This window comes from Clostridium sp. OM05-6BH (genome assembly GCF_003481635.1).
In the GTDB taxonomy this organism is placed as follows: domain Bacteria; phylum Bacillota; class Clostridia; order Lachnospirales; family Lachnospiraceae; genus Butyribacter.
The window spans coordinates 358,364-371,625 of sequence record NZ_QULH01000001.1 but is presented as its reverse complement, the minus strand read 5'-3'; the positions used below and the strand labels follow the sequence as shown (position 1 = coordinate 371,625).

The window sequence follows — 13,262 nt, the reverse complement described above, 5'->3', positions numbered from 1 at the left end:
TTGTTCACTTGCGCATGTTAGACATAGGATTACCGATAAGAGGAGAGCTGATCGGTAGAAAGGAGTAATGAGAATGAGGACACGAAACATGATGACGCCGATATTGGCAGCGGCACTTGGGTTGACGATTGCTTTTGCGGCACCTGCAGCGTATGGCTGGAGCCAGACTGCGTTGGCAGCTGAGGAGGAGCAGCAGCCGATCACAGTCAGTATGTCCGCCGGAAGTGGCATTTACGCAGAGGCATTTACGTTGACATTGACCAGTGAAGGAGCTAAGACAATCTATTACACATTGGATGGCAGTGATCCAAAGACCAGCAGTACAAGAGCAGAGTACACAGATGGTATTGCGATCAAGGATCGGAGTAAGGAAGCTAATTACGTATCCGCTGTAGATCCATTGTTATTTGACAATGCCAATGTAAGATGGAAGAAGAGGACAAAGTCGTACACGACAACACAGAAAGCACCGGCTGACGCTGACGTTGATAAGGGAACGGTTGTCAAAGCAGTGGCGGTAGATGCGAATGGCAATTTTGGAACTGTCGAGACGAATACATATTTCGTCGGTACTGTGGCAATGCATATTAAAAACGCTCAGAAGAGTGCGCAGGCAGCTGGAATCCCGCTATCTGTGATGTCAATTTCAATGAATTACGAAGATCTTTTCGATTATGAAAAAGGAATCTATGTAAAAGGCAAGATCTTTGATGAGGCAGTGGCAAAGTATTTGGAGGAGAATCCAAAAGCCACCACAGACACGATGAACGATCAGGCGAGACGTTTGCCGGCGAATTATAATCAAAAGGGTAAGGATTGGGAGCGTAATGCTCATATTGATTATTTCGAAACGGATGGAACAACGCTTGACTGTCAGTTGCAGCAGGATTGCGGTATCCGTATTCAGGGAAATTATTCCCGTTCGGATCTGATGAAAGGATTGCGCTTGTATGCACGTGCGGATTATGGCAAGAAAAACTTTAAATATCCATTCTTTGAGAATGCCAAAGATGATAGCGGAAAGACGATCACAAAGCACAAAAAGTTAGTGCTTCGCAATGGTGGAAATTATGCGTTTGCAGGTACAAAATACAATGATGCCTATTGGCAGAGTATGTTGTCAGATCTGGATTGCGAGACGCAAGGTTCCAGAGCATGTGTTGTTTACATCGATGGTGAATATTGGGGATTGTATATTTTACAGCAGGATTTTGATGACAGCTATTTTGAAGAGACACATGGTGTAAACAAAGATTCCGTCGTTGTTTATAAAGCTTCTGATGCAGATGCAGATGAGGAATATGGTTACAAATTGGATGAAGGGACACTTCCGGATGGAGAGACGGATGTAAACTATTTCTATCGTGATCTTATGAACTTTTTTGCAGAGCATAAGAACCTAAAGAATGATGCGGATTATGAGGCGTTTTGTAAGCTGGTAGATCCGCAGTCAGTGATGGATTATTTTGCTGCGCAGGTATGGATCAACAATAAATGGGACTGGCCGGGCAAGAATTGGTCAATGTGGCGCACAACAACCGTGGATCCTAATAATGCATACGCTGATGGAAGATTCCGTTTTTGTTTATATGACCTGGATTTTGGCGGATGTGGTGGATCAGGAGAGGCATACGCAAATACGATCCGCGATGACAATTACAATACGAATGTAGACGCCGAAGGAAATTATTACAATGATCGTGGACTGCTGGGACAGAACTTGAAAGAGGCAATGAATCCGAGCATTCAATGTTTCATTATGTTAATGTCGAATGAAAAATTCCGGAATGCATATAAGCAGGAATTATTGGATCTTTCTAAGAAAAACTTTGAATCTTCCAAAGCAACCACAGTATTGACACAGTTTAAAAATACATACGAGCCATTGTTTGCACAGTATTATACCCGTTACAATTGGAGTAATGATACAACAAACGGATATGCAGGTTACAACAGCTTGAAATCTTTTGTGGAGCAGCGTCCAAATGGCATTGCACAGATGAACACATGGATTGATAACTTTTATAAGACCGGTAAGGACGAAGAGGTGATCGTTATACCATCGCCGTCTCCGTCTGTGACACCTTCAACCGAACCGAGTGTAAAACCGAGTGCATCACCTTCGTCGAAACCGACACCGGCACCTACGGTGAGTCCGACGAAAAAGCCTGTACCAAATCCTGGACAGACGAAAAAAACTGCCAAGACAAAGAAGATCAAAAAGCTTAGTGTTAAAGCTAAGAAAAAGACAAAAGTGATCCGTGTAAGTACAGTTGGCAAGGCACAAGTAACGATTGTTGTTTCCAAGAAGATTATTGTGAAAGGCAAGAAGAAAGTTAAGAAGATAACTAAGAAAACTTCGGCAAAAGGAGTAGTTTCATTTAAGTTATCAAAGAAATTAACGAAAGGAACGAAGATTAAAGTTACTGTCCATAAAAAAGGATACAAAACGAAGAAAAAGAGTATTAAAATAAAATAGGATGAGTGCTCTATGCTATTATGTATGACAGAATAGCGTGAAATAAAAAAGTCGCCATAGTGTGTCCACAAAATCGGACACACCATGGCGACTTTTTTGTGGGATAGGAAATTGCTGTTGTGTAGCGTGACATCATCGCCAAGAATTGCTTTAGCAATTCTTGCAAAGCAAAGCGCTGGCTTTGCTTTTTTGTTTGCAGTTTTGCATTAGACCTGTTATGATAGATTATAGGTAAGAAGTTGGACGGAAAACGGCAAGGAGGGAGGAACTATGAGCCACGAGGAAAAGGTTTATACAAAGCTCAAACAGCATTATCATTGCGCACAGGCGATTTTTGCCACGTATGCTTCGGATTATGGTATGGATCAGGAAACGGCATATCGCACGATGGCATGTTTTGCAGCGGGAATGTATACGGGAAGTGTGTGTGGTTGTGTTACGGCGGCACTTGCTGTATTGGGGCTGGCCTATGGGTTTTCAGATACAAAAGATAGAGAACGGGAAATTTTTGGAACTAAGATCGCGGAGGAGTTTGTTGATCGTTTTCAGGAGCGGATGGAAGGCAAATTTAATTGTGCAGATATATTGGAAAATAATATTAGTACTGCAGAGGGGATGGCGTCGATCCGACGTGAGGGAATGATCAAGAAGAAATGTACGCAGGCTATACAGACCAGTATTGAGATTTTGGAAGATATGCTGCAGGCGTATCCGGATATGTTAGCAGGGAAACCGGCAGAACCGTCCTGTGACGAACAGGAGATAGAGAAAATAACATATTTGGTGAAACGTGCTCAAAAGATCCAGCATTTTGAATCGCATGTACGCGATCTGATCCTCCATTCCTCCAAAAGTATTGCATGTATTCAATTTGATATCAGTCGCTTTAAGATCATTAATGATATTTATGGAGAGCGGATGGGTGATCAGATATTGCAGTTTATCAAAGACAATCTTGCAGAAATATGCAATGAAACACAGTATTATCTCAATTTACGAAGCGATGTGTTTGTTGTGCTGAGCGAGTTTCAACATGAGAGTGAGTTAGATGAGTTGATCCGTCAGATTCAGACACGTTGCAAAATGTTCAAAAATATTAAATTGACATATTCCATTGGTGTATACATTGTAAATGATCGCAAGATGGATCTGCGTCAGATTGAAGATCGAGCCGCAATGGCGCGCAAAAAGGCAAAAGGTAATATGATGAACAATGTTCTTTATTATCAGGAAGAATTTAAGGAAATGTTGTATATCCGCAATTTTATTGAGGAAAGTCTTCCTTCTGCAATTGATGAAAAACAGTTTCAGATGTATTTGCAGCCGAAATATAGTATAGTACAGAATCATATTGTCGGGGCAGAGGCGTTGGTCCGTTGGCAGCATCCGGATCGCGGTATGATCTATCCGAATGAGTTCATTCCGGTCATTGAGGAAAATGGCTATATCAAGAAAGTGGATTACTATATTTGGAAAGAGGCATGCAATTTTTTGAAGCGGTGCGAACAAGCTGGTATTAAAAATTGCCCGGTTTCTGTGAATGTGTCCAGACTGCATTTGACAGACACTGTTTTTATGGATTATCTGGCGCAGACTATTCATGAGGCAGGTATTCCGAAAGAACAGCTGGAGTTAGAGATTACAGAAACCATTGGGGATGAGCAGATCAGCAATATGGCAGAGTTACTCAAACATCAGGGATATAAGTTGTTAATGGATGACTTTGGAAGTGGTTATTCTTCCTTAAATATTTTATTAGAGACACCATTTGATGTCATCAAATTAGACAAGAAATTTATGGAAAATATGATGGTTTCCGAAAAGGGTCGGTTGATCTTAGAATATGTTGTGGCGATGGCAGACAAGTTGGGACTGGAGCTGCTGGCAGAGGGCGTTGAAACGGAAGAGCAAGTTGAATTATTAAGAAAAATTGGCTGCGATAATGTGCAGGGATATTATTATGCAAAGCCTATGCCGGTGGAAGACTTTTTTGAACTGCTTCAAAAAGATCGACAGAGCATAAATTCTTTGTAAAAAGAAATGTTGTATTGTTGATAAAAGGTATCAATTTCCAGCTTGTAATAAACGATGATTCATGTTAGTATAACTTGCGGATAAATAAATACTTCGCATCTTCATATACATGAATAAAGTATGTTTGAAAGAATGCAAGTGAGACAAATGGCACAATAAGAAGGAGGTCAATATGGCAGACTTTAAGGAATGGGAAGGTTTTGAAGGAAGACTTTGGAAAGAGGGCATTGATGTACGCGACTTCATCCAAAACAATTACAAACCATATGATGGTGATGAGTCTTTCTTAGAGGGACCAACAGATGCAACAGATAAATTATGGGGCGAGCTCCAGAAACTCCAGAAAGAGGAGCGTGCAAAGGGCGGCGTTCTTGATATGGAGACAGAGGTTGTTTCAAGTATTACAGCATATGGTCCCGGATATATCAGCGATGAGTTTAAGGATTTAGAGCAAGTTGTTGGTTTGCAGACAGATAAGCCGCTGAAACGTGCGTTCATGCCTTATGGTGGTATTCGTATGGCAGAGCAGTCCTGTCAGATGTATGGTTATGAGCCAAGCCCGAAACTGCATGAGATCTTTACAAAATATCATAAAACGCACAGTGACGCTGTCTTTGAGGTATATACACCGGAGATGAAGCGTATGCGTCATAACAAGATCTTAACGGGTCTTCCGGATACGTATGGTCGTGGACGTATCGTTGGCGATTATCGTCGTGTTGCTCTTTACGGTATGGATTACCTGATTGAAGAGAAGCAGAAAGATTTTGCCGGTACAGAGCGTCGTGCAATGCGTAGTAAAGATTATCGTATCCGCGAAGAGCTGGCTGAGCAGATCAAATGCTTAAAAGATATGAAAGCTCTTGGTGAGATTTATGGTTTTGATATTTCAAGACCGGCTAAGAATGCAAAAGAAGCATTTCAGTGGTTATATTTTGCATATCTTGCAGCGATCAAGACACAGAACGGTGCAGCAATGTCCGTAGGTCGTGTATCTACTTTCTTGGATATTTATATTGAGAGAGATATGGCAAACGGTGTATTGACAGAGAAAGAGGCACAGGAATTAGTAGATCATATTACGATGAAATTCCGTATGGTTAAGTTCGCTCGTATTGAGTCTTATAACCAGTTGTTCTCCGGAGATCCTGTATGGGCTACTGTAGATGTAGCTGGTATTGGTATGGATGGACGTTCTCAGGTTACGAAGACATGTTTCCGTTTCCTGCATACGTTAGAGAACATGGGACCTTCTCCAGAGCCTAACTTAACAGTATTGTATTCCTCTAACTTGCCGGAAGCATTCAAGAAATATGCAGCTCATATTTCTATTGCAACAAGTTCCGTACAGTACGAGAATGATGATGTTATGCGTCCGGTATGGGGCGATGATTATTCTGTATGCTGCTGTGTATCTGCAACAGAGACAGGTAAAGAGATCCAGTTCTTCGGTGCTAGAGCAAACCTTGCTAAGTGCTTGCTTTATGCGATCAACGGTGGTGTTGATGAGAAGACCAAGGAGCAGGTTGGACCGAAGTATCGTCCGATCACATCCGAGTATCTTGATTACGATGAAGTTATGGAAAAATATGATGAGATGATGACATGGCTCGCACAGACTTATGTAGAGACATTGAACATGATCCATTATATGCATGATAAATATTACTACGAGGCATCTCAGATGGCACTTATCGATACCGATGTAAGAAGAACATTTGCTACCGGTATTGCAGGTTTCTCACACGTTGTAGATTCTCTGTCAGCTATCAAGTATGCTAAGGTAAAAGTGATCCGTGATGAGGATGGATTAGCCGTAGATTATGAGATCGATGGGGATTTCCCTAGATATGGTAACGATGATGAGCGTGCAGACGAGATCGCAGTATGGCTGCTTCGTGAGTTCATGAGAAAGCTTCGTAACTGCCACACTTACCGTGACTCTGAGCCTACCACATCAATCCTTACGATTACTTCTAACGTTGTATATGGTAAGGCAACCGGTTCCCTTCCGGATGGAAGAAAAGCAGGAGAGCCACTTTCACCAGGTGCTAACCCTGCATACGGTGCTGAGCAGAATGGTTTGCTGGCATCCTTGAACTCTGTAGCAAAATTGCCATATGAGGAAGCATTGGATGGTATTTCTAATACGCAGACGATCAACCCGGATGCATTGGGACACAATCCGGATGAGCGTATAAAGAATCTTGTTCAGGTTATGGATGGATACTTCGATCAGGGTGCACATCATCTGAATGTCAATGTGTTTGGCAAAGAGAAGCTGATCGACGCTATGGAGCATCCGGAGAAAGAAGAGTATGCAAACTTCACGATCCGCGTGTCCGGTTATGCAGTTAAGTTTATCGACTTGACAAGAGAGCAGCAGCTCGATGTAATTGCCAGAACATGTCATGAGTCTCTGTAAGTTGCAGCGAAGCACATTTTCAAAATGACTTGAGAATGCGACGGCATATGCGATTGAATATTCATCTTTGAGAATGTTTTCGGCATGTATGATCTGTATAAACCAAAGAAATATGGGGCAGTCTTTTCTATAAAGGGCTGCTCCTTTTCTGCTACAGAGGTGGACTTAGAAAGGAAAGAAAACGATGGAACAAACAAAAGGTTATGTACATTCATTAGAGAGTTTTGGATCTGCAGATGGTCCCGGTGTGCGATATATTATTTTTTTGAGTGGCTGCGCAATGCGTTGTCAGTTTTGCCATAATCCGGATACGTGGGATATGCAAAAGGGAACTCTATATACTGCCAAAGAATTAATTGATAAGGCTTGGCGCTATCGCAATTATTGGGGCAAAGACGGTGGGATCACCATTAGTGGCGGAGAACCGCTTTTGCAGATCGACTTTCTGACAGAGATATTTACTTTGGCGAAAGAAAAGGGGATTCATACGACGCTTGATACAAGTGGAAATCCGTTTACCAGAGAAGAGCCGTTTTATTCCAAGTGGAAAAAATTGATGGAAGTAACAGATCTTGTTATGCTGGATATTAAGCACATTGATGAGAAGGTACATCAGACACTTACCGGACAAACCGGGGAAAATATCAAAGAGATGGCAAGAGAGATGTCGGATATGGGGCAGCCAATGTGGATACGTCATGTGCTCATCCCGGGGGATAACAGTCAGGATAAATATCTGATCGAAATGCGGGAATTTATCCAAACATTAAAGACGGTAGAGCGCGTAGAAATTTTGCCGTATCATACACTGGGTGTATTTAAATGGGAACAGCTTGGAATTGATTATCCGCTGAAAGGCGTTAATCCACCGACCCAGGAAGAAGTGAAACACGCAGAAGAGTTATTAGGTATTTAAGAGATTTATAAGTGGTTGTAAAGTCTTACGGACGAGGTTACGGATATGGGAAATAGAACAAACAAAAGAATGCAGTGGGTGATTCGTTTTGGGTGTATTTTGGGACTGATGACAGCACTTTGCGGTTGCTCCTCTACAGAGGTTGTTAAGGTTGCTAAATATGCGGCGAAAGAGGCGTTAAAGACAACCGCGCCACAGCAGGATCGCTCAGAAGGAGAAAGTTCCTCGGCAAAAGATGCGGATGGGAAAGATTCCGACAGTGCAACGCAGTCTTTAGATAATTTAAAAGATTATGCGGCGTACAACGGGGAACCATATGTGGAACTGAATGATAATGTTCCGAATTTCACAACCCGTGAAAAAAACAACACCAAAGCATTTGAGAATTATCATCGTCTGGATGCATTGGGACGTTGTGGCACAGCTTATGCCAATATATGCAAAGAGCTTATGCCGACGGAGAAACGTGGTGCGATCGGTATGGTAAAGCCTAGTGGATGGAACACTGTTAAATACGATGTCGTGGATGGCAAATATTTGTATAACCGCTGTCATTTGATCGGATTTCAATTGGCAGGTGAAAATGCAAACAAAAAAAATCTGATCACGGGGACTAGATATTTAAATGTAGACGGAATGCTTCCTTTTGAGGATGAAGTGGCAGATTATGTTAAAGATACAGATCACCATGTTTTGTATCGTGTTACCCCTGTTTTTAAGGGTGATAATCTAGTGGCAGAAGGAGTCGAGATGGAAGCTTATTCTGTGGAAGATAAAGGTAAGGGAATATGTTTCCATGTATTCGTTTATAATGTGCAGCCGGGCGTTACGATCGACTACGCAACCGGAGAAAGCAGGCTGTCTAAATAATCGCAATCATACTAACTTCTCTCGTTTCGTCAAAGAACATTTTGGCGAGACGAGAGGGGTTTGTTTTATATAAGAAAGATTTGTTTTGTATAAGAAAGATTAGTGTTGACTTTTAATGATAACGTACATATAATATATAGAACTTCAATTATGGAGTGGCTACGAAAACTCTTTGCACTGCATTTAGCTACAGTACAAACTGAACAGGCCGGATATCTTATCTGGGGCCGGGTCACATCGTGACAGTGGAATGAATTGTTTCATCCGCGGGACAGTAGTATTACTGGTTCTTCGCGGATGTTTTTTAATTAATAGGAAATTGCTGTTGTGTAGCGTGGCATCATCGCAAAGCGCTGGCTTTGCTTTTTTTATTTTTTATTGGAGAGGTTATTATGAGCATTCAAAACAACAAAGACAATATGGAAACAGTAGCAATGCGGGTGTGCATTGTAAGTATTTTTGGCAATACAATATTGTCATTGATCAAATTGCTAGCCGGTGTGATCGCTCATTCCGGAGCGATGGTCAGTGATGCGGTTCATTCTGCATCGGATGTGTTTAGCAGTATTATTGTGATCGTTGGAGTGAAGTTGTCTGCACAGGCTTCTGATAAGGAGCATCCATATGGACATGAACGGTTGGAGTGTATTGCGGCACTTCTGCTTGCAAATATTTTGTGTCTTACCGGTATTGGAATTGGCTATGGAGCTGTCAAAAATATTATAGCGGGAGATTATGCACATTTGCAGACACCGGGACTGCTTGCAGCAGCTGCGGCAATATTGTCTATTATTTCGAAAGAAGCAATGTTTCAGTATACTAAATATCATGCGAAACGTGTGGATTCCGGAGCACTGATGGCGGATGCCTGGCATCATCGATCGGATGCATTTTCTTCTGTTGGTGCTTTGATTGGTATTGTTGGAGCACGTTTAGGATTTCCGGTTCTTGATTCTATTGCCAGTGTAGTAATCTGTTTGTTTATTGTAAAGGCAGCGTATGATATTTTTATGGACGCAACGGACAAAATGGTTGATCATGCCTGTGATGATGCATTGGAGAATGAGCTTCGGAAGTGTGCCTGTAGAGAAGAAGGTGTGCTTCATGTTGATATTATGCGTACTCGTGTGTTTGGAAATAAGATCTATGTTGATATTGAGATCAGTGCAGATGGCAACAAAACGTTATTTGAGGCACATGAGATCGCAGAACATGTACATGACGCGATAGAACGCAATTTCCCAAAGGTAAAGCATGTTATGGTGCACGTCAATCCGCATTTGCTGTCGGAGTAAGCAAGGTGTGGTGCACGTCAATCCGCATTTGCTGCCAGAGTAAGCAAGGTGTGGTGCAAATCAATCCGCATTTGCTGCCAGAGTAAAATGGCGGCAAAATAGCAAACCATCTTTTCAGATCCCTTAAGTGAGAATACACTTGGATAGCAGTGTGATCACTTGAGGGATTTTTTCGCTGGTCAGGCCGGAATAATTAATGATCAGTGTATGTGCCGGAATATTAGGGCTTCCTTTTTCATAATATTCGGACAAAAAAGATAGGTGAAGACCACATTCTTTTGCTTTTGCAGACAAAGCATCATCTGGGAGTGAGGTATCAATATGCAGCAGAAAGTGAAGTCCTGAATCTTCTTCTGCGATATTACAATGTGTGGCAAGTGCGCTATTAGCAATGGCATCCAGCAGTTCGTCACGTATTTTGCGATAATAAGTACGCATACGGTTAATATGTTTTTCGAAATAACGGTCTTCAATAAAACGTGCCAACGTATACTGCTCAAAGTTGGATACGGTACAAGAGTAAAAGGACAGGCGTTTTGCAAACTGTTCCAGCAAATGTTTAGGCAATACCATATAGCTGATTCGTATGGTTGAAGAAAGGCTTTTGGTAAAGGTGTTCATATAAATGACACGTTCTGATTGGTCGATACTTTGCAGCGTTGGGATAGGTTTGCCGGATAATCGAAATTCTGAATCATAATCATCTTCAATGATATACCGGCCCGGCTGCCTGGTTGCCCAAGCCAACAGTTCATAGCGGGTCCCGATCGGAGTGACGATGCCGGTCGGAAAATGGTGGGACGGTGACAGATGTACAATTTGTGCTCCGGAAGATTCTAATTCCAGTGCATCGATACCCTTAGCACTGATCGGTATATAGCAATATTTGACACGACTATTTTCATATATTTTCGCAATCTTATGGTAGCCGGGATTCTCAACTGCATAGACTTTGTCCTGACCGAATAATTGAATCAGAAGACCGTATAGATACTCGGTTCCGGCACCGATAATGATCTGCTCCGGTGTCACGTCCATACCTCGAAAATCTTTGAGCTGTGTGCAGATGGCGTGACGAAGATCCCATACGCCACCCCAAGGAGGTGTCTGCATCAGTTCCACGTGACGGTTGAGAAGAGTCTCGCGGATCAGTTTAGACCAGACAGAAAATGGAAATTGCTCCGGATTCATTTGGTTGCTGGCAAGATCCACCTTATATTTGTCGGGCATACGTAGACTGTTCGAAGTGGAAGATGTTGTTTGCGATATGGAGAGAGTAAGGTCAGATAAATTTCTGACATAAAACCCTTTCTTGGGAATGGAGTAAATGTATCCTTCGGCTTGAAGCTGGGCGTAGGCATTTTCTACGGTAATATTGCTAACCCCTAGATTTTTGGCAAAACTACGCTTTGATGGCAGCTTTGTCTCGGCGGTCAGATTACCGCATAAAATATCCTCGCGGATACATTGGTACAGATGGTGGTACAGGCTATCTGACCCTATATTAGTAAATGAATACGTAAGCATTGGTATTATATCCTCCAAACTGACTATACTGACTATGGTTAAATTGGATATTTTCACATGGTCAGATTATAGTATACTTTACTTCAGTTACATTTGCAAATAATTCCGATAAGTTTTGTCGGGATGCCTTATGTAAAGAAATCAAACTTCGCACAGCCGGAGCTGTTGTCTGAAGCTTGAGTAAAGAAAATGGTGTTATGAGAATATTGTGTCTGTGCACACTTGATACAATATTGAAACGCTTGAAAATGTGTGCAGAAATGAGGATAGTATGAGCAGACAGTATGAATTAAACAAAGAATTGGCACAGATGTTAAAAGGTGGCGTGATCATGGATGTTACGACTCCGGAGCAGGCAAAGATCGCTGAGGCAGCAGGTGCGTGTGCTGTTATGGCATTGGAGAGAATCCCGGCAGATATTCGTGCAGCCGGAGGTGTATCACGTATGAGTGATCCGAAAATGATCCGTGGTATTCAGGAAGCAGTATCTATTCCGGTTATGGCGAAATGCCGTATCGGTCATTTTGTAGAGGCGCAGTTATTAGAGGCAATTGAAATTGATTACATTGATGAGAGTGAGGTACTTTCTCCGGCAGATGATGTTTACCATATTGACAAGACAAAGTTCCGCGTTCCGTTTGTATGTGGCGCTAAGGATTTAGGAGAGGCACTTCGCCGTATCAACGAGGGAGCTTCCATGATCCGTACCAAGGGTGAGCCGGGAACCGGTGATGTTGTTCAGGCAGTGCGTCATATGCGTATGATGAACAGTGCAATTGCTAAGATTTCCGCTATGCGTGAGGATGAACTGTTTGATGAAGCCAAACAACTTCGTGTACCATATGAGCTGGTTCAGTATGTACATGAGCACAAGAGACTGCCGGTTGTAAACTTTGCAGCAGGTGGTGTTGCAACTCCTGCAGATGCCGCATTGATGATGCAGCTTGGTGCAGAAGGTGTCTTTGTAGGATCCGGTATCTTCAAGTCCGGTAATCCGGAGAAGCGTGCAAATGCGATCGTAAAAGCAGTTACAAATTATACCGATGCGAAGATGATCGCAGAACTTTCTGAGGATCTTGGAGAAGCTATGGTTGGTATTAATGAAGACGAGATTGAATTATTAATGGCTGAGCGAGGCAAATAATATACTTGGCTCAAACTTCCCACACATCAAAGTCTCACAGCCATATATTGCATATTATGTCGGCAATAAATAGAACATTTTGCAGATGACAAACTAAATTGTTCTGTCATCCGCGAACTAAGATAATTGCCGCAGAACGCAACGTTTTTACGTGATTTCTTATTTTGTTAAGTCTCTGATGCATACATGCCTGAAGGAGTGTCTGAGTTGTCCCGGTTTAGCAAGGTATCATCCATTTTTGGACGGGACGCTTTCGCTACAATTCGCTACGTCACGTTACTTAATGTCTCTGAAGTACGAGACATAAGTAACGACGAGCGCAAAGTCCCTTTCAAAAATGATGAATACCTTGCTTCCGGGACTTCGAGTTCTCCGTAAGGCATGTAAATCATCCATCAGAGACAACAAAATTTAGAAATCACTGTAAAAACAAAATGCGGCAAGGCAATTACTATAGTTCCCGGATGGCAGAAACCACCCTTTGGTGGCTGCAAAATGTAATATAGTCATTGACATAATAAGCAATATATGGTTCGGGTAATAACTTCCGGTATGGGAAGTTTGAGTACTTA

The 13,262-nt window shown here is 42.2% G+C and carries 8 protein-coding genes and 1 riboswitch; of the genes, 7 read left to right on the top strand and 1 reads right to left on the bottom strand.

Features of this window, described 5'->3' with window-relative positions; all coding sequences use genetic code 11:
• Positions 1–73 precede the first annotated feature (73 nt).
• The 6 genes from DXB73_RS01675 (at position 74) to DXB73_RS01650 (ending at position 10,019) form a co-directional block, all read left to right on the top strand.
• Positions 74–2,479 carry a CotH kinase family protein gene (locus tag DXB73_RS01675; protein ID WP_182448171.1) on the top strand — a complete coding sequence of 802 codons (2,406 nt, stop codon included), beginning with the start codon at positions 74–76 and terminating at the stop codon, positions 2,477–2,479.
• 270 nt (positions 2,480–2,749) lie between these two features.
• A complete protein-coding gene (locus DXB73_RS01670) occupies positions 2,750–4,513 on the top strand; it encodes a C-GCAxxG-C-C family (seleno)protein (RefSeq protein WP_118689934.1) in 1,764 nt (587 codons plus the stop codon).
• A gap of 172 nt (positions 4,514–4,685) precedes the next feature.
• A complete protein-coding gene (pflB, locus tag DXB73_RS01665) occupies positions 4,686–6,938 on the top strand; it encodes a formate C-acetyltransferase (protein ID WP_118507000.1) in 2,253 nt (750 codons plus the stop codon).
• Between the two features lie 184 nt (positions 6,939–7,122).
• Positions 7,123–7,854 (top strand): pyruvate formate-lyase-activating protein, encoded by a 732-nt coding sequence (pflA, locus tag DXB73_RS01660; protein ID WP_022025574.1) that lies wholly within the window; start codon positions 7,123–7,125, stop codon positions 7,852–7,854.
• Between the two features lie 45 nt (positions 7,855–7,899).
• The gene (locus tag DXB73_RS01655; protein WP_347559504.1) at positions 7,900–8,724 is read left to right on the top strand and encodes a DNA/RNA non-specific endonuclease; all 825 of its coding nucleotides are present in this window, start codon (positions 7,900–7,902) and stop codon (positions 8,722–8,724) included.
• A gap of 189 nt (positions 8,725–8,913) precedes the next feature.
• Positions 8,914–9,001: riboswitch (NiCo riboswitch) on the top strand.
• Positions 9,002–9,116: 115 nt separating this feature from the next.
• A complete protein-coding gene (locus DXB73_RS01650; RefSeq protein WP_182448170.1) occupies positions 9,117–10,019 on the top strand; it encodes a cation diffusion facilitator family transporter in 903 nt (300 codons plus the stop codon).
• A gap of 123 nt (positions 10,020–10,142) precedes the next feature.
• Here DXB73_RS01650 and DXB73_RS01645 read toward each other — a convergent pair whose 3' ends face one another.
• Positions 10,143–11,546 (bottom strand): PLP-dependent aminotransferase family protein, encoded by a 1,404-nt coding sequence (locus tag DXB73_RS01645; RefSeq protein ID WP_118689933.1) that lies wholly within the window; start codon positions 11,544–11,546, stop codon positions 10,143–10,145.
• 271 nt (positions 11,547–11,817) lie between these two features.
• Here DXB73_RS01645 and pdxS point away from each other — a divergent pair, with 271 nt between their 5' ends.
• On the top strand, positions 11,818–12,690 hold the full coding sequence (gene pdxS / locus DXB73_RS01640; protein WP_022025570.1) for a pyridoxal 5'-phosphate synthase lyase subunit PdxS: 873 nt from the start codon (positions 11,818–11,820) through the stop codon (positions 12,688–12,690).
• The last annotated feature ends 572 nt before the right edge of the window (positions 12,691–13,262 follow it).